At 67.8% G+C, this 25,294-nt stretch carries 20 protein-coding genes; 11 read left to right on the top strand and 9 right to left on the bottom strand.

Features of this window, described 5'->3' with window-relative positions:
• From ACIQC0_RS07160 to ACIQC0_RS07175, 4 genes are read right to left on the bottom strand one after another with little or no spacing between them, the layout of a single operon-like run.
• Window positions 1–2,751: an HAD-IC family P-type ATPase gene (locus ACIQC0_RS07160; RefSeq protein WP_400533708.1), complete on the bottom strand. Its 2,751-nt coding sequence runs from the start codon at window positions 2,749–2,751 to the stop codon at window positions 1–3.
• The gene (gene ppsA, locus ACIQC0_RS07165; protein WP_400533711.1) at window positions 2,751–5,147 is read right to left on the bottom strand and encodes a phosphoenolpyruvate synthase; all 2,397 of its coding nucleotides are present in this window, start codon (window positions 5,145–5,147) and stop codon (window positions 2,751–2,753) included. The genes ACIQC0_RS07160 and ppsA overlap by 1 nt, the downstream gene beginning before the upstream one ends.
• Before the next feature lie 46 nt (window positions 5,148–5,193).
• Entirely contained in the window at window positions 5,194–5,646 is a 453-nt protein-coding gene (locus ACIQC0_RS07170) for a universal stress protein (protein WP_377215769.1), read from the bottom strand.
• Between the two features lie 6 nt (window positions 5,647–5,652).
• Entirely contained in the window at window positions 5,653–6,123 is a 471-nt protein-coding gene (locus tag ACIQC0_RS07175; RefSeq protein ID WP_377215770.1) for a pyridoxamine 5'-phosphate oxidase family protein, read from the bottom strand.
• 170 nt (window positions 6,124–6,293) lie between these two features.
• On the opposite strand from ACIQC0_RS07175, the gene ACIQC0_RS07180 reads away from it, so the two are divergent.
• Window positions 6,294–7,949 (top strand): GAF domain-containing sensor histidine kinase, encoded by a 1,656-nt coding sequence (locus ACIQC0_RS07180; RefSeq protein WP_400533920.1) that lies wholly within the window; start codon window positions 6,294–6,296, stop codon window positions 7,947–7,949.
• A gap of 24 nt (window positions 7,950–7,973) precedes the next feature.
• Here the strand turns inward: ACIQC0_RS07180 and ACIQC0_RS07185 are convergent, their stop codons facing one another.
• Complete coding sequence (locus tag ACIQC0_RS07185; protein ID WP_377215909.1) at window positions 7,974–8,588, bottom strand: response regulator; 615 nt, start codon at window positions 8,586–8,588, stop codon at window positions 7,974–7,976.
• A 560-nt stretch (window positions 8,589–9,148) separates the two neighbouring features.
• Between ACIQC0_RS07185 and ACIQC0_RS07190 the strand changes: the two genes are divergently transcribed.
• The 4 genes from ACIQC0_RS07190 (at window position 9,149) to ACIQC0_RS07205 (ending at window position 13,699) form a co-directional block, all read left to right on the top strand.
• On the top strand, window positions 9,149–10,090 hold the full coding sequence (locus ACIQC0_RS07190; protein ID WP_400533714.1) for a 5'-3' exonuclease H3TH domain-containing protein: 942 nt from the start codon (window positions 9,149–9,151) through the stop codon (window positions 10,088–10,090).
• A 76-nt stretch (window positions 10,091–10,166) separates the two neighbouring features.
• Window positions 10,167–10,745, top strand: coding sequence for a hypothetical protein (locus ACIQC0_RS07195; protein WP_377215773.1), 579 nt, complete (start codon window positions 10,167–10,169; stop codon window positions 10,743–10,745).
• Between the two features lie 23 nt (window positions 10,746–10,768).
• The gene (gene hrpB, locus ACIQC0_RS07200) at window positions 10,769–13,390 is read left to right on the top strand and encodes an ATP-dependent helicase HrpB (RefSeq protein ID WP_400533717.1); all 2,622 of its coding nucleotides are present in this window, start codon (window positions 10,769–10,771) and stop codon (window positions 13,388–13,390) included.
• A 165-nt stretch (window positions 13,391–13,555) separates the two neighbouring features.
• Entirely contained in the window at window positions 13,556–13,699 is a 144-nt protein-coding gene (locus ACIQC0_RS07205; protein WP_400533720.1) for a hypothetical protein, read from the top strand.
• Window positions 13,700–13,719: 20 nt separating this feature from the next.
• Here the strand turns inward: ACIQC0_RS07205 and ACIQC0_RS07210 are convergent, their stop codons facing one another.
• Window positions 13,720–14,397, bottom strand: a complete 678-nt coding sequence (locus tag ACIQC0_RS07210; RefSeq protein WP_400533722.1) for an alpha/beta family hydrolase — start codon at window positions 14,395–14,397, stop codon at window positions 13,720–13,722.
• 41 nt (window positions 14,398–14,438) lie between these two features.
• Between ACIQC0_RS07210 and ligD the strand changes: the two genes are divergently transcribed.
• A complete protein-coding gene (gene ligD / locus ACIQC0_RS07215) occupies window positions 14,439–15,461 on the top strand; it encodes a non-homologous end-joining DNA ligase (RefSeq protein ID WP_400533725.1) in 1,023 nt (340 codons plus the stop codon).
• 30 nt (window positions 15,462–15,491) lie between these two features.
• On the opposite strand, the gene ACIQC0_RS07220 is transcribed toward ligD, so the two are convergent.
• Window positions 15,492–16,112: an L-threonylcarbamoyladenylate synthase gene (locus tag ACIQC0_RS07220; RefSeq protein ID WP_377215778.1), complete on the bottom strand. Its 621-nt coding sequence runs from the start codon at window positions 16,110–16,112 to the stop codon at window positions 15,492–15,494.
• Window positions 16,113–16,231: 119 nt separating this feature from the next.
• Between ACIQC0_RS07220 and ACIQC0_RS07225 the strand changes: the two genes are divergently transcribed.
• The gene (locus ACIQC0_RS07225) at window positions 16,232–16,666 is read left to right on the top strand and encodes a VOC family protein (RefSeq protein ID WP_400533728.1); all 435 of its coding nucleotides are present in this window, start codon (window positions 16,232–16,234) and stop codon (window positions 16,664–16,666) included.
• A 6-nt stretch (window positions 16,667–16,672) separates the two neighbouring features.
• The gene (locus tag ACIQC0_RS07230) at window positions 16,673–17,218 is read left to right on the top strand and encodes a dihydrofolate reductase family protein (protein WP_400533731.1); all 546 of its coding nucleotides are present in this window, start codon (window positions 16,673–16,675) and stop codon (window positions 17,216–17,218) included.
• 30 nt (window positions 17,219–17,248) lie between these two features.
• Here ACIQC0_RS07230 and ACIQC0_RS07235 read toward each other — a convergent pair whose 3' ends face one another.
• Complete coding sequence (locus ACIQC0_RS07235; RefSeq protein ID WP_377215781.1) at window positions 17,249–17,716, bottom strand: hotdog fold thioesterase; 468 nt, start codon at window positions 17,714–17,716, stop codon at window positions 17,249–17,251.
• Between the two features lie 166 nt (window positions 17,717–17,882).
• Here ACIQC0_RS07235 and polA point away from each other — a divergent pair, with 166 nt between their 5' ends.
• Window positions 17,883–20,525: a DNA polymerase I gene (gene polA, locus ACIQC0_RS07240; protein WP_400533923.1), complete on the top strand. Its 2,643-nt coding sequence runs from the start codon at window positions 17,883–17,885 to the stop codon at window positions 20,523–20,525.
• Window positions 20,526–20,599: 74 nt separating this feature from the next.
• Here the strand turns inward: polA and ACIQC0_RS07245 are convergent, their stop codons facing one another.
• Window positions 20,600–22,060, bottom strand: a complete 1,461-nt coding sequence (locus ACIQC0_RS07245; RefSeq protein ID WP_377215782.1) for an APC family permease — start codon at window positions 22,058–22,060, stop codon at window positions 20,600–20,602.
• A 236-nt stretch (window positions 22,061–22,296) separates the two neighbouring features.
• On the opposite strand from ACIQC0_RS07245, the gene ACIQC0_RS07250 reads away from it, so the two are divergent.
• Both ACIQC0_RS07250 and rpsA read left to right on the top strand, forming a co-directional pair.
• Complete coding sequence (locus ACIQC0_RS07250) at window positions 22,297–23,598, top strand: GNAT family N-acetyltransferase (RefSeq protein ID WP_400533735.1); 1,302 nt, start codon at window positions 22,297–22,299, stop codon at window positions 23,596–23,598.
• 198 nt (window positions 23,599–23,796) lie between these two features.
• A complete protein-coding gene (gene rpsA, locus ACIQC0_RS07255; RefSeq protein WP_377215784.1) occupies window positions 23,797–25,275 on the top strand; it encodes a 30S ribosomal protein S1 in 1,479 nt (492 codons plus the stop codon).
• Window positions 25,276–25,294: the final 19 nt, after the last annotated feature.

Raw genomic sequence — 25,294 nt, forward strand, 5'->3', positions numbered from 1 at the left:
CTAGTAGCGGTTCCGCCGGAGGAGCTTTTCAGCGCCCACCACCACCGAGGCGAGCGCTGCGATCCCCAGGATCCTCAGCCAGGCGCCGGCAGTGATGGGCGCCGTGTGGAAGAGCCCGTTCATGGCGGGCGCATACGTGATGGCCAGCTGCCCCGCGGCCTGGACCAGGACGCCCAGGATGATCCAGCGGTTGCTGAAGAACCCGATGCGCCAGGCCGACCTGGTGAAGGAACGGCAGCTGAACAGGTAGAAGAGTTCGACGGCGACGAAGAGGTTGACGGCCGCGGTCCGGGCCTCGGCCACGGAGGCCCCGGCGGCCAGTTCAAGTCCGAAGATCCACCAGGTGCCCCCCACCAGGAGGGCCGAGACCAGCAGGATGCGGAGGGTCAGCGCCCAGGTCAGGAGCGGCCGGGCAGGGTCCCGCGGCGGCCGGGACATCAGCCCGGGTTCCCTCGGCTCGAAGGCGAGCATCAGGCCCAGGGCCACGGCTGTGGTCATGTTGATCCACAGGATCTGCGTCGGCAGGATCGGCAGGGTAGTGCCCAGCAGGATCGCGGCGAGGATTACCAGGCCCTCGCCCATGTTGGTGGGCAGCGTCCACACGATGAACTTGGTGAGGTTGTCGAAGACGTTGCGTCCCTCTTCGACCGCTGCTTCGATCGTGGCGAAGTCGTCATCGGTCAGGACGATGTCTGCGGCCTCCTTCGCCACCTCCGTCCCCGACCTTCCCATGGCGATCCCGACGTTGGCCTGCCGGAGCGCCGGTGCGTCGTTGACGCCGTCGCCCGTCATGGCCGCCACATGCCCGCGCTCCTGCAGGGCCCCGATCAGCCGCAGCTTCTGCTCCGGCGAGACGCGGGCGAACACATTCGCCTTCTCCACCGCTGCCGGGAGCTCTGCCGGAGAGAGGGCATCGATGTCGGCCCCGGTGAGGGCTGTTCCGGTTTCCCGGGAAGCGGCAAGGCCAACGGCTGAGGCGATGGACACTGCAGTGCCCAGATGGTCGCCGGTGATCATTTTCACCGCGACGCCGGCCTGGTGGCAGGCGGCCACCGCGGCGGCGGCCGCCTGCCGCGGCGGGTCCTGCATGGCCTGCAACCCGGTCAGCGACAGCCGCCCCCGGAGCCGGGCATCCGAGAGCGTGCCGGGCAAACCGTCCGGCAGCTGAACCATCGCGGTGGCCAGGACCCTCAGCCCGGTCCGGGCGAGCCGGTGGGCTTCGGCCAGGACTTCCGTACGCTGCAGCGGGATCTCCCGGCCGGCGGCGTCCAGCTGGCTGCCGCACAGGTCCAGGATGCGCTCCACGGACCCCTTGGCCAGCACAATGGCGCCTGCGTCCGCCCGGCCATGGATGGTGGCCATGTACTGCCGTTCGGAGGTGAAGGCCAGCGTCCCCGTCCGCGGGGCCTCCGCCAGGAACACCTGGCCGTCCACACCGCCCTTGCCGGCGGAAACCAGCATCGCCGCCTCCGTGGGGTCGCCCTTGGCCACCCATGCGCCGTCCTCGAGGACCACGGTCGAATCGTTGCAGGCAGCGCCGGCCAGCAGGGACCAGCGCAGCGCTTCGTCGTGCCGGTGCTCCCGCAGCATGTCCGCGGCGGGCCCCCCTGCAGGACGGATGGCACCTTCGGGTCCGTAGCCCGACCCGGTCACCTCATAGCGGCCGGCAGGTGTCCACAATGCCCGGACAGTCATCTGGTTCTCGGTAAAGGTTCCGGTTTTGTCCGAGCAGATCACCGTAGTGCTGCCCAGCGTTTCCACTACAGGAAGGCGCCGCACCACGGCGCGGCGCCGGGCCATGCGGCGGACACCGATCGCCAACGTGACGGTCACCGCGGCCGGCAGGCCTTCCGGGATGGCACCCACGGCGAGCGCGACGGCGGCGGTGAAGGTGAGCGCGGCGGGTTGCCCCCGTGCCACACCGGCAGCGAAGGCGACGGCGGCGAGCGCCAGGATCGCAACCGTCAGGGTCATGCTGAACCGGGCCAGTTTTTGGGTCAGGGGAGTGGCCAGGGATTGTACGGAGCCCATAAGACGGTGGATTTCGCCGAGTTCGGTTTCCCCTCCGGTGGCCACGGCAACGCCCGCGCCGGTACCGGCGGTCACCAGGGTGCCGCTGTAGGCCATGTTCCGGCGGTCAGCCACCGGAGTGCCGGGCGGGAGGGCAACCGGGTCCTTCGCCACGGGGTCGGATTCCCCGGTGAGGGCGGATTCGTCCACCTTCAGCCCCGCCAGCCGGACCAGCCTCAGGTCCGCCGGGATCTTGTTGCCGGCCTCCACGAGCACCAGGTCGCCGGGCACGAGATCCTCGGAGGGGACTTCCCGGCGCTCGCCGTTGCGGATGACGGTGGCCGGGGTGTGGACCATGGAGCGCAAGGCGTCAAGGGCCGCTTCGGCCCGGACTTCCTGGACCAGTCCCACCAGGGTGTTGATGAGCACCACGGCCAGGATGACGCCGGAGTCCAGATATTCGCCCAGGACCATCGTGACCGCGGCTGCCGCCAGCAAGACGTAAATAAGGGGATTGTTGAACTGGCGGAGGATTTTGCGCAGGAGCCCGCCGTCGTTGGCCGGGGGCAGTACATTGGCGCCGAAGCGTTCGCGCCGGGCCGTGACTGTCCCGTGGTCCAGCCCCCGTTCAGCGTCGGTCTCCAGCAGCAGCAGCACTTCGTGCGCCGGCAGGCCATGGTGGGCGGCCTCGCGGGAGCCGTTGCCCGCCGGTCGTGCGCCAATGCCTGGTGGTCCTGCCATCATGGGCGCCCTTGTGCGCCGCCGGTCTCACTCGCGGCCACAGTGTGCACTGTGCGGAGGAAGCTGTCCGGGTTCAGCGAGATCGAATCGATGCCCTGCTCCACCAGGAACGCGGCGAAGTCAGGGTAGTTGCTGGGCGCCTGCCCGCAGATCCCGATCTTGATGCCGGCCCTGTGAGCTTCCCTGATGGCCTGGCTGATCATGGCGGTGACGGCTTCGTCCCGTTCATCGAACAGGTCCGCCAGCTGCTCCGAGTCCCTGTCCACGCCCAGGACCAGCTGGGTGAGGTCGTTGGAGCCGATGGAAAACCCGTCGAAGCGGGAGGCAAACTTCCCCGCCAGGACCACGTTCGCCGGGATTTCGCACATCATGTAGACCTGCAGCCCGTCGCGGCCGCGGACCAGGCCGTGTTCAGCCATGACGGCCAGGACCCTGTCCGCTTCGTCCGGGGTCCGGCAGAACGGCACCATGACCACCACGTTTACGAACCCGGCCAGCTCCCGCACCCGCTTGAGTGCACGGCATTCGAGGGCAAAGCCCTCACGGTACCGTTCATGGTAGTAGCGGGATGCGCCGCGGAAGCCCAGCATGGGATTCTCCTCGGGCAGCTCGAAGGTAGACCCTCCCAACAGGTGGGCGTACTCGTTGCTCTTGAAGTCGCTGAGCCGGACGATGACCGGGTGGGGGTGGTAGGGCGCGGCGATCTTGGCAATGCCGGTGGCGAGGGTCTGCACGAAATACTCTTCCGGGTCCGGGTAGCCGGCGGTGAGTTCGCGGATACGGCGGGCCTCGTCAGGGTCGGCCACCCGTTCGGGGTAGACCAGGGCCATGGGGTGGACCTGGATGAGGTTGTTGATGATGAACTCCATCCGCGCCAGTCCCACACCGGCCGCGGGCAGCCGCCACCACTGGAATGCCGCGGCGGGACTGGCGATGTTGACCATCATGGCGGTGCGGGTGGACGGCAGGCTCCCCAGGTCCACTTCCTCGATGTCGAAATCCAGCAGCCCCGCAAAGACAGTCCCGGCTTCGCCCCCGGCACAGGACAGGGTGACCGGGCCGCCGTCGGGAATGCTTTCGGTGCCGTGCCTGGTGCCGACGACGGCTGGAACCCCCAGTTCCCGGCTGACGATCGCGGCATGGCTGGTGGGGCCGCCGTGGTCGGTGATGATCCCGGCGGCCCGCTTCATCATCGGCACCCAGTCCGGGTCCGTCATCTCCGTGACCAGGATGGCGCCGTCCCGGAAGTCCCCGATCCGGGAGACGTCCCGGATCACGCAGGCGTCGCCGCGGGCAATGGTGTCACCCACAGCCGCGCCGGTGGCCAGGATCTCGCCGCTGCCGCGCAGGTGGTGGACCGTGAAGCGGGTCGCGCTCCGGAGGGCCTGCACTGTCTCCGGCCGGGCCTGCACCATGAACAGTTCACCGGTGAGGCCGTCTTTTGCCCATTCCATGTCCATGGGCCGGCCGTAGTGGTTTTCCACTGCCACGGCCCAGCGGGCCAGCGCAATGATGTCCGCGTCCGGCAGGACGAAGGCGGCCCGCTCCCGCGCGGAGGTGGGCACCAGCCTGGTACGTGCATGCCCGCCCCGCCCGTAGACGAGCTTGTGCTCCTTGGCGCCCAGGGACTTTTCGATAATCGGCACCGCGCCTTCCGTGGCCAGCAGCGGTTTGAACACCTGGTATTGGTCGGGGTTCACGGTTCCCTGCACCACTGTTTCGCCCAAGCCCCACGCCGCACTGATGACCACCGCCCGGGGAAACCCCGAATCAGTGTCGATCGAAAACATCACGCCGGAAGCACCGGCGTCGGACCTTACCATCCGCTGCACCCCGACGGACAGGGCGACGTCCATGTGGTCGAAGCCCTTAAGTTCGCGGTAGCTGATGGCCCGGTCGGTGAACAGCGACGCGTAGCAGCGGCGGCAGGCATCCAGCAGCGCGCGCTCGCCGGAGACATTTAGGAATGTCTCCTGCTGCCCGGCGAAGCTGGCATCGGGAAGGTCCTCGGCGGTGGCGCTGCTCCGGACGGCCACGGCGACGTCGGCTTGACCGGTGCGCCTGCAGAGTTCCCGGTAGTGGGACGCGAATGCACGGGCCGTATCCTCGGGGAATTCCCCGGCGAGGAACAATTCCCGGACCGCTTCGCCGGTTTCGCGCAGGGAACTGCGGCCGCTGCGATAAGCCTCGATCCGGTCCCTCATGGCCGGTTCCATTCCGTTGGCGCGGACAAACTCGCGGTAGGCTGCGGAGGTTGTCGCGAAGCCTACGGGGACGCGGACGCCCTCCGCGCGCAGCGCCTGCGTCAGTTCACCGAGGGAAGCGTTCTTCCCGCCGACCCGCGGGACATCGGCCATACCCAGGGCCTCGAACCACATGACCGATTCTTCCTGCATCCTGCGTCCTCCTTCGTAGCTCTCCGGGCGGCGGCAGGTGCCGGGCCTACCCGTGCGTGGTTGTTTCGGGGGTGTGGACCACCAGCACCGGACAGTGGGCGTGTGCCACGAGGGCGGACGTGACCGAACCCAGCAGCATGCCGCCAAAACCGCCGTGGCCGCGCTTGCCCACCACCACCAGATCTGCGTGGCGGCTCGCCTCGATCAGCGAGTCGCGTGGATGTCCGCGCACCAGACGCGGATGAACGTTCGACGGCGTGTCCCCGCCAAAGGTGTCCGCCATCGCCTTCCGGAGCACCGCGCCGGCCTCCTCCTCGAATTCCTCGAAACCGACGGCGACGTAGCCCGCATACGCCTGCGGATAGTCCCAGTACGCGGTGGCATCCACCTGGGCGTGCAGGGCGGCAGCCAGCCTCTGGGCCTGCCGCAGGGCTTCAAGGGAGGCATCCGAGCCGTCCACGCCCACCAGGATCCGCTGGTACGGCTCTCCGCTGTTCATGGCGGCCTATTCGAAGCCGGCGCGGGTCACGTCATCAAGTGATGTGTGCCAGGCCATCGGGGCGGTCAGGTTGAAACGCCGTCCGGTGATTGAATCGGGGGTGATGCGGATCAGGTGCTCCTGGCCCACGCCCTGCCAGGGGAACAGACCGCGGCGGATCTTGTTGAGTTCCTCGCCGGTGGAGCGGGTATCCTCCGCCCGGCCTTTGACCACCACGCTCCATGCGAGCCCAAATTCACCGCTGAGGGCGTCCGCCTCCAGTGCCACCACGCTGTCCGAGGCGATGGCCTGCTGCTTGGTGCCTGCCCCGGTGCGGAACACCAAAGTGTGTCCGTCCACCATGAAATTGACGGGAAATACGTCAGGATGCCCGTCCGCGATCACCGCCAGGCGCCCTACCTTGGCTTCGGCCAACAGTTTCCAGCACTCGTCCGGGTCCAGGATTTCCGCCTCGGGGACCATGTTCTTATTGCTCATGCCGTGAGCCTACGGGGACGCCCCGCCTCGAAACAGGGCCCAAAGACCCGCATGGCAGTATGCCTGGCGGCGGCGACTCTCCTAGACTCGTCAAAGAGGATAGCCCCGGCTCCGGTGGGGGCGGCAACAGGAGGTCAGGCGTGGGCAACGAACTGCCGTGGAGTTCTCCGATGACCAGGAGGGCCGAGGACCTGCTGCGCGAATTCGTGGCAAGGGCGGATGAGCTCCTGGACTCCCAGGAGCGGATCAATGGACTGCTGGCCGCCGTCGTCTCGCTCGCCGAGGACCTCAGCCTGGAAGCGGTGCTGGATCGCGTGGTCCAGTCCGCCTGCGTGCTGGTTGGCGCCAAGTACGGTGCGCTGGGCGTGATCGGGGAAGACCGGACGCTCAGCCACTTCATTACCGTGGGCATCGACGATGACGGCATCCGCTCCATCGGGGATTTCCCGACGGGCCACGGCGTCCTGGGCCACCTGATCCGCGAGCCCAAGCCCCTGCGCCTCCATGACCTGGGCAAGCACCCCATGGCCTCGGGCTTCCCGGCCAACCACCCGCCGATGAAGACCTTCCTGGGCGTTCCGGTCAGGGTGCGGGATGCGGTGTTCGGCAACCTTTACCTGACGGAGAAGAGCGGCGGGCAGGACTTTACACCGGACGACGAGGACCTTGCCGTGGCGCTCGCCGCTGCCGCCGGCGTGGCAATCCAGAATGCGCGCCTTTTCGAGGACAGCGGCCGCCGGCAGCGGTGGCTGGAAGCCGGCATGGAATTGAGCAACCGGCTGATCACTGCCGGCGCGCCGGCAGATACGCGCACGCTGGACCAGGTGGCGGAAGCGGCGCTGAGGGTGTCTGACGCGGCGCTCGCCGTCGTTGCTGTCGCCGGGGTCGACGGCGTGCTGCGCTGCCGCTCGGCGATCGGGGAGCAGGGACTGCAGTCGGGGCAGGAAATACCCTCCCCTGATGTAGTGGAAAGCGTCATGGAGACGGGGGAGTCGCGGTTGGTCCGGGATCCGCGGGTGGTTCTGGGCGAGGGGGCCGCTGAAAAACTGGGGCCCGTACTGGTCTGTGCTCTGGGGCGACGTGGGACGGGCAACGGGGTGCTGCTGCTGGCCCGGCCGAAGGGCGCCGCCAGTTTCAACCAGGCGGACATCGATTCCAGCTCCCTGTTCGGCAGCCGGATCGGTGTAGCCCTGGACCTGGCCCACGTGAACGCCCTGCGCGAGCAGAACCTGTTGTTCACGGACAGGGAACGCATCGCGCGGGACCTTCACGACCTGGTGATCCAGCGCCTGTTCGCTGCCGGTTTGAGCATGCAGAGCCTGCGCCGGTACACGGCCGACCCAGTAGCCCACGAGCGGATCGCTGCCGTGACCGGCGAACTGGATGACACTATCCGGGAACTCCGGGACACCATCTATTCGCTGCGCACCGGCGAGTTGGATCGGGAGCCGCTGACCCGCCGTGTCCTCCGCGTTGTCCAGGAGGGGTCGCGCGGGCAGGCCGTCCGGCCGACGGTGGCCTTTGCCGGCTCCGTGGACAGCCTGGTGCCGGAAGAGGTGGCTGGGCACCTGCTGTCCGTCCTTTCCGAAGGGCTGAGCAACGCGCTCCGGCACTCCGAGGCGGGCGCGGTGGCCATCTCGGTCACGGCCGGCGGCGGCAGCGTGGACCTGATGGTCGAAGACGACGGCAAGGGCTTCGATCCGCCGGACCGGGAGAGCGGCCTGGCCAACATGCGCAGCCGCGCGGCGCTGCTGGGCGGCTCGTGCAACATTGACAGCACACCCGGATCCGGGACCCGGATCCGCTGGTCGGCGCCCGTCGGCTGACCATCCGGGCCGGTTTGCGGCGCGCTATCCACCGGCCCTGGTGACGTACACGGCGGCCTGGGTGCGGCGTTCGAAGCCCAGCTTGGCCAGGATGGAGGACACGTAGTTCTTGACGGTCTTCTCGGCCAGGAAAAGCTCTTCGCCGATCTGCCGGTTGGTCAGTCCGCGGCCTATAAGTGCCAACACCTTTTTTTCCTGGGCGCTGAGCGCTTCAAGCCGCGGATCCGAGGGGGCCTCGGTGAGACCGTCAATGATCCGCTGTTCCACGCCCGGGGCGAAGAGTGACTCACCGGCCGCTGCCCGGCGGATGCCGTCCAGCAGGGCGTCGCTCCTGATTTGCTTGAGGATGTATCCTGACGCGCCTGCCAGGACCGCGCCGCGGAGGGCCTGTTCGTCGTCGTAGCTGGTCAGGATCAGGCAGCGCAGGTCGGGGTCCAGGGAGCGCACATCGCGGCAGACCTCGATGCCGGTGCCGTCCGGAAGGCGGCCATCCAGAATGGCGATGTCAGGGTGGAGGGCCGGGATGCGGCGCGTGGCTTCCGCTGCGGACCCGCTTTCGCCCACCACCGTGAAGTCCTCCCCTTCGAGGAGGTCCTTCAGTCCCTGCCGGACGAGTTCGTGGTCATCGAGGATGAACACCCGGATTTCCCTGCGGCGTCCCGTCGATCCGGCTTGTCCCGCGTCCTGCGTGTGCACGTGGTGCTCCCGTTCTTCCAGCCCGGCCGCGCACACCGTGTGCACGGCCCTGATGGGCATGCAATCCATTGTTCCCTGCGGCAGGGTGTCCGGGTAGGGACTAAAGACCGCTTCCGCGTGTCCGGCGCGCGGGTTCGGCGCGGGCGCTATGGCTGAGCGGCGTTTGTGCTGGCCGCCCCGCGACTTCAGAGCTGTTGCGGCCGCGCTGGAGGTCCCGCCCAGGTAGTCCCAGGTTGCACCCAGGAGTTCTGCGGGGATGACGTGGTCGGCTTCGCCCTGCGCCACGAACACCGGCAGGTCCCGCAGCCGTCCGGCCGATGCCGTGGTTGGCGGCGGATCGCACCGCCGGCCCCACCCGCTGCAGCGGATCCAGCGACATGGGCGTCCTCTTGTCCCACCCCACCCTGTGCCTGAACGCGATCCTGGAGCAGGCGGGCCGCGGGCTCCTCGGGCTGGGCTTCCCGGTCCGTTCGTTCTGACCCTGATCCGTGGCAGGATCAGGTATGCCTGACCGCCTGATGCTGCTGGACACTGCGTCGCTCTACTTCCGCGCCTTCCATGGACTGCCGGATACGCTCCGGAGGGCGGACGGGACTCCGGTGAATGCCGTCCGGGGCCTCCTGGACATGATCGCCCGGCTGGTGGCCGAGTTCCGGCCGAGCCACCTGGTCGCGTGCTGGGATGACGACTGGCGGCCTGAATGGCGCGTGGCCCTGATCCCGTCCTACAAAGCCCACCGGGTAGCGGAAGCCCGGGCGGGAATGCCGGACATTGAAATCGTCCCCGCGCAACTGGAACAGCAGCTGCCGATGATCCGCCAGGTGCTCGCTTCGGCGGGGATCGCCGTGGTGGGCGCGCCGGGGTTCGAGGCCGACGACGTCGCGGGCACCTATGCCAGCCACGCGGACATGCCGGTGGACGTAGTGACGGGGGATCGGGACCTGTTCCAGCTGTGCGACGACGAGCGGCAGGTCCGCGTCCTCTACACAGCCCGTGGCATGAAGAATCTTGACGTTTTTACAGAAGTTTCCGTGGTGGAAAGGTACCGGGTGCTGCCGCGCCAGTACGCCGACTTCGCCACCCTGCGCGGCGACGCCTCGGACGGGCTGCCCGGTGTGGCAGGAATAGGTGAGAAAACCGCGGCGTCACTGCTGCTTCGCTACGGCACGCTTGAAGCGCTGCTGGAAGAGGCCGCTGCGCCGGCAAGTACGGTCGCGGCTCCCGTGCAGGCCCGGTTGGCCGCGGCAGCAGAGTATCTCAGGTCGGCACCCGCCGTCGTCCGCCTGGTGCGGGACCTATCCCTTCCTGGCCTCGAAGAAGCCGGTGCTGCCCTGGCGCCGCTTCCCGCGGCCCGCCGGAGGGACCTTGAGCGGCTTGCCGGGGAGTGGAACCTGGGCGGTTCGGTGGGCCGCCTGGTGGGCGCACTGTTACGCCCGGAACAATAGGTAGTAAGCTTGCTGATCAATACCGTGATGGCTGAATGGCCGGCACGTGGGAACCGGATGGATGTAGGGGGACGCCATGGACCAGGACAGGGCTCCTGTCGTTGTGCGCCGGCCAGCCGGCCGGACGATCGTGCCTGGCGGCAGGCGTGCCGCCGTCGCTCTGCTGACGCTTCTGGCAGCGGGCGCCATCGCCCTGGCCGCCATCCCGGCGCTGCGCAACGCTGAACCGGATGACGCGGCACTGCGCGGTCTCCAGATACGAGTCCTCGCCATTAGCCAGGCTGCCGCCGAGAACCGGATCGACGGCGCCCTGGACGCACTGGCCGCGCTCGAACGCGACCTTGACGAGGCCGCGGGATCAGGCCTCGTTTCCGCAGCCCGCTTCAGGGGGATCGACGCGGCGCTTGAGGCCGTCCGCGCGGACCTGATGCGGGAGGCCGACGCCGGGGCTGCCGCCGCCAAGGCTGCCGTTGCGGCTGCGTCCCCCAGTCCCACTCCTGCGCCGGCGCCCACCGTGGCGTCCCTGGTGCCTGCTCCGATTCCGCAACAGCCCGGAGCGGTGCAGGAACCGGCACCGGTTCCCGCAGCCAAGCCAGGACCGCCTGCCGATGTCCAGGAGCCCAAGGGCAAGGCGAAGGGGGCCGGAAAGCCCTGAGTGTGTCCGGGCAGAATGGACGGATGACTTCTCTGCGCCTGGACAACCCCGCCAAGGGCGCGGCCCCCTTTGACCTCGACGCCATCGGTTCGGGACTCGCCTTCGCCGGTACCCTGTCTGCGCTGGCTTCCGCGCTGGCGGCGGGGGAGGCTGACGGAACCGGCGCCGCGGCTGTGGTCCAGGCCCCGCCCGGCACCGGTAAGACCACGCTGGTCCCGCCTCTGCTGGCCAACATGGTGCCGGGTACGAAGGTGGTGGTCACCCAGCCGCGGCGGGTGGCGGCACGCGCAGCCGCGCGGCGGCTCGCGGCCCTGGACGGCAGCATCCTGGGCAACCGAGTCGGCTACACGGTGCGCGGCGAGCGCAACGCGGGTCCCCGGACCCGGGTCGAGTTCGTTACCCCCGGCATCCTGCTTCGCCGGCTCCTGGCGGATCCGGGCCTGGGCGGCGTCGGCGCCGTGATCCTGGATGAAGTCCACGAACGCGGCCTGGACACCGACCTCCTCATCGGCATGGTGGCCGAGGTCCGTGCGCTCCGCGGTGACCTTGCCGTCGTCGCCATGTCCGCCACCCTGGACGCTGACCGGTTCGCCGCGCTCCTGGCAGGGCCCGACGGCGGCACCCTGGCCGCCGTCGTCGACTGCCCTGCCGTCCGCCACCCGTTGGAGACCCGCTGGGTTCCGGCGCCCGGCCCCCGGCTGGATGCGCGGGGCGTGACCAGTGCGTTCCTGGACCACGTGGCTGCGACCGCCGCCGGCGCGCACGCGCAGGCGCTGGCCCGGGACGGCAGCACGGATGCCCTGGTTTTCCTGCCCGGCGCGCGGGAGGTGGCGCACGTGGCCGCCGTGCTCCGCGGAGCAACGGGCGGAACCACGGACATCCTGGAACTGCACGGCCAGGCCAGTGCCGCCGAGCAGGACCGGGCTGTTTCCGGCCGGACGCCGGGCGGCCGGCCCCGGATCATCGTCTCCACCGACCTGGCGGAATCGTCGCTGACCGTCCCCGGCGTCCGGCTGGTGGTGGACTCCGGCCTCACCCGCGAGCCGCGCCGGGATGCCGCCCGCGGGATGAGCGGGCTGGTGACCGTCTCCTGCTCGCAGGCGTCCGCCGTGCAGCGTGCCGGCCGTGCCGCGCGGCAGGGGCCGGGCACCGTGGTGCGCTGCTACAGCGACCAGGCGTTTGGCGCCGCCCCCGCGCACGTCACCCCGGAAATCGCGACGGCGGACCTCACCGGGGCGGCACTGGTGCTGGCCTGCTGGGGCTCGCCGAGGGGCGAAGGACTTGCGCTGCCGGACGCGCCGCCCGGGCCCGCGATGGATGATGCCATGGAGCTGCTCCGCGAGTTGGGCGCCGTGGACCCGGACGGGCACGCGACCGCCCACGGAAAGCTTCTTGTCGGGATCCCGGCCGACCCCAGGCTCGCCCGTGCGTTGTTGGACGGCACCCCTGTCGCAGGTGCGGTGGCAGCGGACGTTGTTGCTGTCGTCGCGGGGGACCACCGGGCGCCGGGGGCGGATCTGGCCGGACTGCTCACGCGGCTGCGGTCCGACGCCGGGCCGGAGGGCCGCCGGTGGAAACACGAGTCGCTTCGGCTCCGGGAGGTCGCGCGGCGGGCCGGGGCAGTTGCGGGGACCAACGGCTCCGGGGGTGGTGCCGTCCTGGTGGGTTCCGTCGTTGCGCTTGCCTACCCGGACCGCGTGGCGCGCCGGGTGCCGGGCGAGGGGGAACGCTACCTGCTGTCCTCCGGGACGCGGGCGGGCCTGCCCGCCGGCAGCAGCCTGGCCGGGCACGAATGGCTTGCGGTGGCGGAGGTGGCGCGGGCCGAAGGGCGGGACGCTGCCGGCACCGGGGCCGTGATCCGCTCAGCGGCGCCGTTGAGCGCGGACGCCGCTGAGGAATGCGCTGCGCACCTGGTGTCGGAGGAGGTGGAAGCGGAGGTGGTGCAGGGTAAGGTGGCTGCCCGCCGGGTGAGGCGGCTCGGTGCGATCGTGCTGGCGTCAACGCCCGTGCGCCCTTCCCCGGAGCAGGGGCGTGCCGCCGTGGCGCGGCTGCTGCGGCGGGACGGCCTGGGGGCCCTGGAATGGTCGACGGCGGCAGCGGCCCTACGCCGTCGGCTCGCCTTGCTGCGGCGCGAACTGGGGGAGCCGTGGCCGGATGTTTCGGATGAGGCGTTGCTGGCCGATCCTGATGCCTGGCTGGGGCCGGAACTCGAAGTCCTTGGCGGCGGGGCGGCCTTCGCTTCTGTTGACCTGACTGACGCGCTGCGGCGCCTGCTGCCATGGCCCGAGGCCGCCTCGCTGGAGCAGCTTGCCCCGGAATGGCTGGCCGTGCCCAGCGGCTCGCGGATCCGCGTGGACTACCCGGCAGCGGGGGACCCGGACGGCCGTCCCGTGGTGGCCGTGAAGCTGCAGGAATGCTTCGGGATGGCGGAGACGCCGCGGGTCGCCGACGGCAGGGTGGCGGTCCTGTTCCACCTGCTCTCGCCCGCCCGCCGTCCGCTGGCGGTGACCGACGACCTGCCGTCCTTCTGGTCCGGGCCCTACGCGCAGGTCCGCGCCGAGATGCGGGGACGCTATCCGCGCCACCCCTGGCCCGAGGACCCCTGGACCGCACCCGCCACGGCCCGGACCAACCGGCGGAAATAAGCCGGGCGCGCGCGTCGTCCGGGAACCTTCTGTCCCGTTTGCCAGGCCGGGGTGAAAACTTCGATACACAGCCGAAACCTGTCATCGACGCATTGAAACATGCCGCCGTTACGCTCGTTGGCATCCGGGGGTAGCCGCCCGGGCCCACCATGGAAGGACAACGGAATGTTTCTCATGAACAGCAACTTCCTGACCGATGCCGGAGCCGGGCAGGACGACCAGTCCACGGGCAGCGCACAGACGGGGTCGGGTGAAGGCCGGATCACCTCCACCGCCTGGGAGGGCTGGTGGTACGACGGCGCAGCCTGAGTCAGCGCGCCATACCCGCCTTACGCTGAACGGGCGATGAATTCCGCCACCGGCGCGGCCAGGCCGGCGCCGATTTCCTCAGCGGACCGCTTCCTGCCGGCCACCGCGAAGGAGTGGTCGCCACCGTCGACCCACCGCAGGACGGCGTTCGGCCCGATCCGTCCCACAACGTCCTCGAGGATGGGCGGGGTGGCGAACGTATCCCGGCTGCCCTGCAGGAACAGCATGGGCACTGTGAGCCCATACAGGTGTTCGTCCCTCAGCTTCTCCGGTTTGCCGGGGGCGTGCAGCGGATAGCCGAGGAAGACCAGGCCGGCGGCCGGCATTCCCTCGGCGAAGGCCATGGAGGCCATTCGTCCGCCGAAGGACTTGCCTGCGGCCCACACCGGTCCGGTGTCGCCGTGCCGTGCGGCCTCCCCGGCCGCGGCGGCCATCACTGCACGCCACGTCGCAATGGCTGCCGGCGGGCGGTCCGGGAAGCGGCGCCCGGCTTCCCGGTAGGGAAAGTTGAACCGCAGCGTTGCCACGCCGAGCCCGTTGAGAGCTGCCGTGAAGCCGGTCAGGAAAGGGTGGTCCATGCCGGCTCCGGCGCCGTGGGCCACCACGAGCGTGGCGGTCGGGCCGGCGGGGCGCTCGTAGGCAACGGACACTGTTGCCTGACCCGTGGGCAGCGGTATGTGCAGTTCAGTCAGGGGCATGCCTCCATCATGCCGGACGGGGCGGGGTGTACGTTGTCCCCATGGCGAGCGAACAGACCACCATCACCGTGCCCGGTCCCAACGGGGAGCGGGAGGTCCGCATCTCAAGCCCAAGCAGGATCCTCTGGCCGGAGCTTGGGATCACCAAACTGGACCTGGCCCGTTACGTCAGTGACGTGGGCGAAGCTTTTATCGCGGCCAACGGCGGCCGGCCGGTCTCGCTGCAGCGGTTCTCAGGCAACGTGGACGGCGAGCAGTTCTTCTCCAAGAACCCGCCCAAGGGCGCCCCGGAGTTCATCCGCTCGGTCAAGGTGGTGTACCCCAGCGGGCGGTCACATCCGCAGCTGGTCCTGGACGAACCGGCCGCCGCTGTCTGGGCTGTCCAGATGAACACCATCGTGTTCCACCCCTGGCCGTCACGCGCAGACAACACCGACAATCCGGACCAGCTCCGGATCGACCTCGATCCCCAGCCCGGTACGGGCTTCGAGGAGGCGGTTCCCGCGGCCCTGGTACTAAGGGGCGTCCTGGCGGAGGCCGGTCTCACCGCCTTCATCAAGACCTCAGGCAACCGCGGCCTGCACGTGTATGCACCTATCCGGCCCGACCGCGAGTTCCTGGACGTGCGGCACGCCGTCATTGCCGCCGGGCGCGAGGTGGAGCGGAGGATGCCGGAGAAGGTCACCACGGCCTGGTGGAAAGAAGAACGCGGCACCAAGGTGTTCCTGGACTACAACCAGGCCAACCGTGACCGCACCATTGCCGGCGCCTACAGCCCGCGCGCGCTGCCGCACGCCCCCGTTTCCTGCCCGGTGACATGGGAAGAACTGCCGGATGTCGATCCCCGGGACTTCACCGTGCAGACCGTTCCCGAACGGCTCAGGACCGTAGGAGACCCCTGGGCAGGCTTCGGTAAGAACCCCGGTAACATCGACGCGCTGCTCGAGTGGTGGGATCGGGACCTCAGCCACGGCTTGGGGGAGTTGCCCTTCCCGCCGGACTACCCCAAGATGCCCGGCGAGCCGCCCCGCGTCCAGCCCAGCCGCGCAAAGAAGCAGGATTAGCAGGACTGGAGTAGCCGGACCCGCCAGGCCTCACTCGAACCGGGACGGATCTCCCATTCCGCGGCGCACCACCTCAGCAACACCGCTGGAGAAATCAATCACCGTAGTGGGCTCGGCACCGCAGTCGCCGGCGTCGATCACCGCGTCCACCACATGATCCAGCCGTTCCTTGATTTCCCAGCCCTGCGTCAGCGGATCCTCCTCGTCCGGCAGGAGCAGGGTGCTCGAGAGCAGCGGCTCGCCGAGTTCAGCCAGCAGCGCCTGCACCACCCGGTTGTCCGGAATCCGCACGCCCACCGTCTTCTTCTTCGGGTGCAGCAGCCGTTTGGGCACCTCGCGGGTGGCCGGCAGGATGAAGGTGTAGCTGCCCGGCGTGACGGACTTGATGCTGCGGAACACGTCATTGCCGATATTCACGAACTGGCCAAGCTGGGCAAAATCCCGGCACACCAGCGTGAAATGGTGCTTGTCGTCAAGCTCCCGGATGGCCCGGATGCGGTCCAGCGCATCCTTGTTGCCCATCTGTGCACCCAGCGCGTAGCAGGAATCCGTGGGGTAGGCGATCAGTCCGCCGTCGCGCACTATCTGGACGGCCTGCGCAATGGCGCGGGGTTGCGGGTCCTGCGGGTGAACGTCAAAGTATCTGGCCATGGACAGAGCCTACGTCGCCCGCTCCGGAAGTGCAGCCGGCCCTACCCACCGGGTGCCCCATGGGGCAGGATGTTGTCTGGTCCACTGCAGCACCCGTTTCCACGCGAAGGAGATCCCGCATGCCCACCACACTGAACCCCTACCTCGGCTTCTGCGACAACGCCAGGGAGGCCATGACGTTCTACCAGTCCGTGTTCGGCGGGGAGCTGACGGTGAGCACCTTCGCGGAGTTCCACGCCAGCGAGGACCCGGCCGAGGCGGACAAGGTCATGCACAGCATGCTCACCACCACCCAGGGCATGGTCCTGATGGGCGCGGACACGCCCAACAGCATGGAACACACGCCGGGGTCGGCCATTTCCATCTCGCTCAGCGGCGACGACGAAGTTGAACTTCGCGGCTACTACGAAAAGCTCTGCGCGGACGGCGGATCCGTCACCGTGCCCATGGAACGCGCGCCGTGGGGAGACGTTTTCGGCATGTGCACGGACCGGTTCGGCATCGCATGGCTGGTCAATGTCAACAACGGACAGGCCGCCGCGGGCGCGTCCTGACCTGCCATGCCAAGTATCCAGTACTTTGTGGGGGCATCCCTCGACGGGTTCATCGCCACGCCCGACGACGGGCTGGAGTGGCTGCTGCAGTTCGACGGCTTCGACGGCGGCCAGGAAAGTTACGACGCTTTCATCACCGGTGTGGGGTGCATTGCCATGGGGCGGAGCACCTACGCCTGGCTGCGCAGGCACGGACCGGACGCCTGGCCGTACCCCGGCACGCCCTGTTATGTCTTCACCCGGCACGAGCATGCTGCCCCGCCGGACTCGGACATCACCTTCGTGCGCGGAGATGTCCGCGAATTCGTGGACGACCTGAAGCGGGATGCAGGCGGGCAGAACGTGTGGGTGATGGGCGGCGGCAACCTCGCCGCCCAGTTTGCCGACGCCGGACTGCTCGATGAACTGATCGTGTCCCTGGTGCCGGTGGTGCTGGGGGAGGGCAAGCGACTCCTGCCCATGGCGGGCCCGACGCCGCCGCTTGGGCTGGTTGCCTCACGCACCATGGGCAGGGGCGTGGTGGAGTTGCGGTACAGCATGCGGGCGGGTTGACCTTTCGGGGTTCCTGCCCGGTGGCAATTGCTAATCCGTGGGATTGTCCCTCAGGAGGTTGGTGATCCGCGCCGTGGAAAGCCGCCTGCCTTCGCTGTCCGTGACCACTATCTCGTGCGTGGCCAGCGTGCGGCCCAGGTGGATGGCCCTGCAGGTGCCCGTTACGGTACCGCTGGAGATGGACCGGTGGTGGGTTGCGTTCACCTCGATGCCGACGGCGTGGCGGCCCGGTCCTGCGTGCAGGCCGGAGGCGAAAGAGCCGAGCGTTTCGGCCAGCACCACGTGGGCGCCGCCGTGCAGGATTCCGGCCACCTGGGTGTTGCCCTCCACCGGCATGGTGGCCACCGTCAGTTCGGGGTCCATCTCCAGGAAACGGATACCCATCTTGACCACCAGCGGCCCGATGCCGTACCGCCCCAGCCAGCCATGCAGGTGCCCGGGAACACCGGCGGCGGCGAGTTCTTCGGCGAAGTGGCCGGGCGTGAAATTGTCCATCATGGCAACTAGGCTGGCACCTGTGAGTGAAACAACCAAACCGGCCCCCTTCCCGTCCCAGACCCTGCAGGAAGAGCCTGCTCCGCAGGGAACTCCGGTTTCAGCGACTAACGCCCCCGTGGTCCCGATGACGGGCCAGCCCCGCCTCCTGGTCCTTGATGGCCACTCCATGGCGTTCCGGGCCTTCTTCGCCTTGCCGGCGGACAAGTTCTCCACCTCGAACGGCCAGCACACGAACGCCATCCACGGTTTCACCTCTATGCTGATCAACCTGATCAAGGAACAGCAGCCCACGCACATCGCCGTTGCCTTTGACGTCTCGGATGAAACCACCCACCGCAAGGCCGACTACAGCGAATACAAAGGCGGCCGGAACGAGACCCCGCGCGAGATGAGCGGGCAGATCGACCTCATTGCCCAGGTGATGGAGGCCTGGGGCATCAAGACCCTCACAATGCCCGGCTACGAGGCGGACGACATCCTGGCGACGCTCGCAGCCATGGGTGAAAAAGCCGGCTTCGAGGTACTCCTGGTCTCCGGCGACCGGGACGCCTTCCAGCTCATCACGGACAACGTCTTCGTGCTCTACCCCAAGAAGGGCGTCAGCGACATTCCGCGGATGGACGCCGCCGCCATCCAGGCCAAGTACTTCGTGGGCCCGGACCACTACTCGGACCTTGCCGCCCTCGTCGGGGAGACGGCGGACAACCTACCAGGGGTGCCGGGCGTAGGCCCCAAGACAGCCGCCAAGTGGATCAACCTCTACGGCGGGCTGGAAGGAGTGCTGGAGAACCTCGACGCCATCGGCGGGAAGGTGGGCGATGCCCTCCGCGAGAACGTGGAGAACGTCAAGCGCAACCGCCGGCTGAACCAGCTGCACACCGACCTCGAACTGCCCGTCACACTCGAAGATCTCTACCAGCCCCGCCCGGACCAGGCGGCCCTGGAAGACCTTTTCGACCAGCTGGAATTCAAGACAATCCGCAGCAGGCTTTTCGCCCTCTACGGCGACGAGACCGCCCCCGCGGCCGAGCGCGAAAGCATTGAGACGCCGGCCTACGCCACGCCGTCCACCCCTGCCGACCTTCAGGCATTCCTGTCGGCAGGCGCCGGGCAGCGGTCAGCCCTCGCCGTGGACCTGGTCCCGGGCCGGATCGGGGAGGACGCTGCAGCAGTGGCCATCGTCCGCCCGGACGCCGCGGTGTACCTGGACCTGGCGGCCCAGGACGCGGAGACCGAGAATGTGCTGGCTGCCTGGCTCCGTGACCCGGAAGCCCCCAAGGTCATGCACGGCTTCAAGGCAGCGTTGAAGGCACTGACCGCGCGGGGCCTGGAACTGGAGGGCGTGGTGGATGACACCTCCATTTCCGGCTACCTGATCCAGCCGGACCGCCGGACCTACGAACTCGCGGAACTCGCGCAGCACCACTTGAACGTCGGGATTCCGTCGGCAACCGCCAAAGCGGGGCAGCTTGAACTGTCCTTTGACGGGGACGACGCCGCCGCCGCTGACGCGCTGGTCCAGGCCGCCGCCGTCGTACTCTCCCTGAGCCGCTACTTCGAAGCGGAACTGAAGGAACGCCGCGCCGAGGAACTGCTCTCCACGCTGGAACTGCCGGTCAGCCGGGTGCTGGCGGACATGGAGTTGGCGGGTATCGGCATCGACATGGCCCGGATGGATGAGCAGCTCGCTGACCTGTCCCGGGTGATCGACCATGCCCAGGAGCAGGCATTCGCCGCAATCGGCCACGAGGTGAACCTTGGTTCGCCCAAGCAGCTGCAGGCCGTCCTGTTCGACGAACTCCAGCTGCCCAAAACCAAGAAGATCAAGTCCGGTTACACCACCGATGCCGCATCCCTGAAAAATCTGCTGGAAAAAACCGGCCACGAGTTCCTGGTCCAGCTCATGGCCCACCGGGAAGCCGCCAAGCTGCGCCAGATGGTGGAATCGCTGAAGAAGTCCGTGGGCGGGGACGGCCGGATCCACACCACCTATGCCCAGAACGTGGCGGCCACCGGCCGGATCTCGTCCAACAATCCCAACCTGCAGAACATCCCCATCCGCAGCGAGGAAGGCCGGCGCGTGCGCGGCATCTTCGTGGTCAGCGACGGTTACGAGTGCCTGTTGTCGGCGGATTACTCGCAGATTGAAATGCGGATCATGGCCCACCTGTCCGGTGACGAAGGACTGATCCAGGCGTACAAGGACGGCGAGGACCTGCACCGGTTCGTCGGCTCCAACATCTTCCACGTGCCCACGGACCAGGTCACCAGCGCCATGCGCTCCAAGGTCAAGGCGATGTCCTATGGCCTGGCCTACGGGCTGACGTCCTTCGGCCTGTCCAAGCAGCTGGAAATCTCCGTGGACGAGGCCCGAACCCTCATGAAGGACTACTTCGACCGGTTCGGCGCCGTCCGCGACTACCTGCGCGGCGTGGTGGACCAGGCCCGGATCGACGGATACACGGCCACTATCGAGGGCCGCCGCCGCTACCTCCCGGACCTGACCAGCACCGACCGGCAGTTGCGCGAAAACGCCGAGCGCATCGCCCTCAACAGCCCCATCCAAGGATCCGCGGCGGACATCATCAAGCGCGCGATGCTGGGGGTCCACGCCGAACTGCGGGCACAGGGGCTCAAGTCCCGGATGCTGCTGCAGGTACACGACGAACTCGTGCTGGAAGTCGCGCCCGGCGAACGGGAGGCGGTGGAGCGGCTGGTCACCGAACAAATGGCCGCCGCAGCGGACCTGAGCGTACCGCTCGAAGTTCAGATCGGTGTCGGCCCCAGCTGGTACGACGCCGGCCACTGATCCAGTACCGCGTCTCATAGGAGCGGCCCGCCACACTGTTGAGTGGCGGGCCGTTCCTATCCGGAAGGTCGGGCTCAGCCGCGGTCGCTTGCCGCGCTGCCGTGCCGGCCCAGGCGTTCCAGCAGGCGGTGCTCGGCGTCCTCTCCTGGAGCAATTCCGGCAGGGACGCGGAAGAAAAACACCAGGCCAAGGACCCACCAGAGGCCGAACAGGATCCACGGTGGCGGCGTTAGCGCCGCGGGCATGCCGGGCAGGTAGAGGCTGAGCAGCGCTGTGCACAGGACGATCGCGGTGATCCCGATGAGGGTACCGCCGTTGCCCTTTCCGCCCACGCGCAGCGGCCGGTCCATCAGCGGCTCCCGGCGGCGGAGGATCACGAAGACTACGGATACCAGGATGTAGGCGATGACGATGCTTGGTGCGCCGGAATCCACAAGCCAGCCCAGCATGGAAACACCGAAGAAGGGTGCAAGGAAGGACAGCGTTCCGATGAACAGCAGGGCATTGACCGGCGTGCGGAACCGCGGGTGCAGCTTGCCGAACCAGGCAGGAAGCATCCCGGAGCGGGCCATTGAATACATGAGCCGGGAAGCGCCGAGGAGCAGGGAGTTCCAGGACGTCAGGATGCCCGCGATGCCACCGGCGATCAGGACTTTGGCCATGATGTCGCTGCCGAAGAGCGCGCCCATGGCGTCCGCTGTCGCGATGTCTGCCTGCGCAATATCCGCGGCCGGCATGGCAGAGGCGGTGGTCAGTACGGTCATGATGTACCAGACGGTAGCCAGCAGCACGGCGATGACCACCAGCTTGCCGATCTGGCGGGCCGGAATATTCACTTCCTCGGCGGACTGCGGGATGACGTCAAAGCCCACGAACAGGAATGGAACAACCACCAGGACCGCGAAGTAGCCGCCCATTCCGCCGGTGAAGAACGGCTGCATGTTCACCGGCGAGCCGCCGGTGAAAGAGCCGAAGACCAGTAGGAGACCGATGACCAGGAGGAACACCACCACGAACGTCTGTGCGGCCCCGGCCAGCTTCACTCCAAGGATGTTGATTCCGGTGATGACCACAGCGGCGATGGCTCCCACCAGCGCCCAGGTAAGGTGCACCTGGTAGCCGGCCACTTCCCACAGCGGAACCTGGCTCAGGTCGGGGAAGAGGTACTGGGCAGTCCTCGGCAGCGCGACGGCTTCGAACGCGACGATGGTGATGTAACCGCCGGTGATGGCCCAGGATCCAATGAAGGACCACCGGGGTCCCATCCCGCGCAGCAGGAAGTTGTGTTCACCGCCCGCCTTGGGCATGGCGGCGGTGAGCTCGGCGTAGGTCAGTCCCACGACAGCCATGATGGCTCCGCCCGTGACCATTGCCAGGACTGCGCCCATGGTGCCTGCAGAGGCTATCCAGCCTCCGGTCAGGACAACCCAGCCGAAGCCGATCATGGCTCCGAACCCGAGGGCAAGCGCGTCCCAGTTTCCGAGTACTTTGAGCAGGGAAGTGTCCGGCGTGGGAGCCGTTTGGGTTAGTTTCATGTGTCCTCGTTTCGGGTGCCCCGTGCTGCAGGCTTGGTGGTAGATGCACGTTGGACGGAAGCGTGTGAACTGCGCCACGCCGTGCTCCAAGGTAGACGTTTGCGACGCGTTGCGCATTGTGCATCAGTCCAGAATCGTTTGTGCGGACTTAAGCACTGTCACCAATGACGGAATTTCACGGGAAGCGCGGGTCCGGATGCTGGCCCTTCCGCGGATCCGTGGCTAGGCTCGGGTCCGTGGGGAATCCAGGAGTGGACTACGAAATCAGGCGCTTCGGGCCGGCGGCCAAGGGCAGCCCCGGCTATCCCGCAGCGGTTGCCTGGATGCGCGCGGTGGCCTTCGGTTTCCACGATGCGCGCCGTCCCGATGCGCGTGTGGACCAAGGCCTGGAGATGCAGCTCGCTGACGGCCGGATGATGACCGGCGCCTACCAGACCGGGCCTGTTCCTGCCCATGCCCTGGGGCCGGACGTGCCCGTGGCCACTTTCGGCACCATGGACAAGACGCTGAACGTGGGCTTCGGAAGGCTCCTGGACACCAGGCTGGTGACGGCCGTGACCGTACGGACGCCGCACCGCCGCCGTGGCCTCCTGCGCCGCATGATGATCGAAGAGCTCTCGCTGGCCCAGGAGCAGGGGCTGGCCATGGCGGCCCTCACCGCATCCGAGGCTTCAATCTATGGCCGTTTCGGCTTCGGCGCCGCTACGTCGGAGCAGTCGGTCAAGGTGGACACCAGCGCCCGGTTCATCCTGGACCACACCCCGGCGGGCAGTGTGGAAGTGGCCGATCCCAAGGTTCTGCTGGAGCTTGCGCCGCAGGTCTTCGACCGCGTGCACCGCCTCACCCCGGGGTCCATCGGGCGGCACGAGTTCTACCGCCAGCTGGCGTCCGGTTTGGTCCGCCGGGACGAGGAAGGCCCGGACCCAAAGGTCAAGGTGGCACTGCATTACGGGCCGGGCGCTGACGTGGACGGCTACGTCTCCTACCGGTTCCGCGGCTGGGACGCCGAGCCGTACACCATGGAGATCGTGGACCTGGTGGCTGCAACGCAGGACGCGTACCTGGAGCTGTGGCAGTACCTTGGCGCGATCGACCTCGTGGAACGGATCGCCTGGGAGGAAGCGCCGGTGGACGACCCGTTGCCCTGGGCGCTGGCCGACGCCCGCTGCGTGGACGCCTCGACGCCGCGGGACATGCTCTGGTTACGCATCCTGGACGTGCGCAAAGTCCTGGAAGCCCGGAAGTTCTCCGTGGACGGCCGCCTTCTGCTTAAAGTTGCTGACCCACTCGGCCTCGACGATGGAACATTCCTGCTGGACGTCCAGGGCGGGGAGGCCGCCGTCGAACGCGTTGCACCCGGTCACGAACCCGACCTTGAGTTGGATATCTCCGCGCTCTCCTCGATCTACCTTGGCGCCGTGCACCCCGTGACCCTCGCCGCTGCCGGGCGGATCCGGGAAGGTGGGCCCGGGGCCGCCGCCCGCGCGGCCGCCATGTTCGCCGTCGAACGTCCTGCCCACTGTCTGACGCACTTCTGACTCTCTCTGCTTTTGACCCCTGTTGTCCGCAGCGACTAGAATGAACGGGCGTGCACTACGCGCGCTCTTTGTAAAATCCACAAAATCAGGATGACCCGGAGGATCCGTCGGATTCACCGCGAATCGCGCCTGCGTTCCATGACGCGGGCGCGCCGGTTTGCCTGACCGACTAACTATCCACAACGGAGCCCCTACTACATGACCATCACCTCCACCGAGAAGCCCGGTACCCCCGTAGTCGCGATCAACGACATCGGTACCGCTGAGGACTTCCTCGCAGCTGTCGACGCCACCATCAAGTACTTCAACGACGGAGACCTCGTTGAGGGCACCGTCGTCAAGGTCGACCGCGATGAAGTCCTGCTCGACATCGGTTACAAGACCGAAGGTGTCATCCCGTCCCGCGAGCTTTCCATCAAGCACGACGTTGACCCCGGAGAAGTTGTCTCCGTTGGCGATCAGGTCGAAGCCCTGGTGCTCACCAAGGAAGACAAAGAAGGCCGCCTGATCCTCTCCAAGAAGCGTGCTCAGTACGAGCGCGCCTGGGGCGACATCGAGAAGGTCAAGGAAGAAGACGGTGTTGTCACCGGTACCGTCATCGAGGTTGTCAAGGGTGGTCTTATCCTCGACATCGGCCTGCGCGGCTTCCTGCCCGCATCCCTCGTCGAGATGCGCCGTGTGCGCGACCTGGCTCCGTACATCGGCCAGCAGATCGAAGCCAAGATCATCGAGCTGGACAAGAACCGCAACAACGTTGTGCTGTCCCGCCGTGCATGGCTCGAGCAGACCCAGTCCGAGGTCCGCTCCACCTTCCTCAACAAGCTGGAAAAGGGCCAGGTCCGTCCGGGCGTCGTTTCCTCCATCGTCAACTTCGGTGCCTTCGTGGACCTGGGCGGCGTAGACGGCCTGGTTCACGTTTCCGAGCTGTCCTGGAAGCACATCGACCACCCGTCCGAGGTTGTCGAGGTTGGCCAGGAAGTCACCGTCGAGGTTCTCGAGGTCGACCTGGACCGCGAGCGCGTTTCCCTGTCGCTCAAGGCTACGCAGGAAGACCCGTGGCAGACCTTCGCCCGCACCCACGCCCTCGGCCAGGTTGTTCCAGGTAAGGTCACCAAGCTGGTTCCGTTCGGTGCATTCGTCCGCGTCGAAGACGGCATCGAAGGTCTGGTCCACATCTCCGAGCTGGCCGTCCGCCACGTGGAGCTCGCCGAGCAGGTTGTCTCCGTTGGCGACGAACTGTTCGTCAAGGTCATCGACATCGACCTGGAACGCCGCCGCATCTCGCTGTCCCTCAAGCAGGCCAACGAGGGCGTCGACGCCGACAGCACCGAATTCGACCCGGCTCTGTACGGCATGGCCGCAGAGTACGACGAAGAGGGCAACTACAAGTACCCCGAGGGCTTCGACCCCGAGTCCAACGAATGGCTCGAGGGCTACGAGAACCAGCGCGCCGCCTGGGAGCAGCAGTACGCTGACGCCCAGACCCGTTGGGAAGCCCACAAGAAGCAGGTCGCCCAGCACGCTGCCGACGACGCTGCAGCTGCAACGTCCGGCGAGAGCGACTCCGGCGCCACCAGCTACTCCTCGGAGCCGGCTGTCGAGTCCAACGCCGGTGCAGGCACGCTTGCATCCGACGAGGCCCTCGCCGCACTGCGCGAGAAGCTGACCGGCAACTAATTGCCACAGGCCCTTCCGG

The organism is Pseudarthrobacter sp. NPDC092419 (assembly GCF_044755045.1).
Lineage (GTDB): Bacteria > Actinomycetota > Actinomycetes > Actinomycetales > Micrococcaceae > Arthrobacter.

Bases quoted from the DNA above. Each gene is read 5' to 3' on its own strand.
- ACIQC0_RS07160 (WP_400533708.1), bottom strand. From the start codon at position 2,751: ATGGCAGGACCACCAGGCATTGGCGCACGACCGGCGGGCAACGGCTCC.
- ppsA (WP_400533711.1), bottom strand. From the start codon at position 5,147: ATGCAGGAAGAATCGGTCATGTGGTTCGAGGCCCTGGGTATGGCCGAT.
- ACIQC0_RS07170 (WP_377215769.1), bottom strand. From the start codon at position 5,646: ATGAACAGCGGAGAGCCGTACCAGCGGATCCTGGTGGGCGTGGACGGC.
- ACIQC0_RS07175 (WP_377215770.1), bottom strand. From the start codon at position 6,123: ATGAGCAATAAGAACATGGTCCCCGAGGCGGAAATCCTGGACCCGGAC.
- ACIQC0_RS07180 (WP_400533920.1), top strand. From the start codon at position 6,294: ATGACCAGGAGGGCCGAGGACCTGCTGCGCGAATTCGTGGCAAGGGCG.
- ACIQC0_RS07190 (WP_400533714.1), top strand. From the start codon at position 9,149: ATGCCTGACCGCCTGATGCTGCTGGACACTGCGTCGCTCTACTTCCGC.
- ACIQC0_RS07195 (WP_377215773.1), top strand. From the start codon at position 10,167: ATGGACCAGGACAGGGCTCCTGTCGTTGTGCGCCGGCCAGCCGGCCGG.
- hrpB (WP_400533717.1), top strand. From the start codon at position 10,769: ATGACTTCTCTGCGCCTGGACAACCCCGCCAAGGGCGCGGCCCCCTTT.
- ACIQC0_RS07205 (WP_400533720.1), top strand. From the start codon at position 13,556: ATGTTTCTCATGAACAGCAACTTCCTGACCGATGCCGGAGCCGGGCAG.
- ACIQC0_RS07210 (WP_400533722.1), bottom strand. From the start codon at position 14,397: ATGCCCCTGACTGAACTGCACATACCGCTGCCCACGGGTCAGGCAACA.
- ligD (WP_400533725.1), top strand. From the start codon at position 14,439: ATGGCGAGCGAACAGACCACCATCACCGTGCCCGGTCCCAACGGGGAG.
- ACIQC0_RS07220 (WP_377215778.1), bottom strand. From the start codon at position 16,112: ATGGCCAGATACTTTGACGTTCACCCGCAGGACCCGCAACCCCGCGCC.
- ACIQC0_RS07225 (WP_400533728.1), top strand. From the start codon at position 16,232: ATGCCCACCACACTGAACCCCTACCTCGGCTTCTGCGACAACGCCAGG.
- ACIQC0_RS07230 (WP_400533731.1), top strand. From the start codon at position 16,673: ATGCCAAGTATCCAGTACTTTGTGGGGGCATCCCTCGACGGGTTCATC.
- ACIQC0_RS07235 (WP_377215781.1), bottom strand. From the start codon at position 17,716: ATGATGGACAATTTCACGCCCGGCCACTTCGCCGAAGAACTCGCCGCC.
- polA (WP_400533923.1), top strand. From the start codon at position 17,883: ATGGCGTTCCGGGCCTTCTTCGCCTTGCCGGCGGACAAGTTCTCCACC.
- ACIQC0_RS07245 (WP_377215782.1), bottom strand. From the start codon at position 22,060: ATGAAACTAACCCAAACGGCTCCCACGCCGGACACTTCCCTGCTCAAA.
- rpsA (WP_377215784.1), top strand. From the start codon at position 23,797: ATGACCATCACCTCCACCGAGAAGCCCGGTACCCCCGTAGTCGCGATC.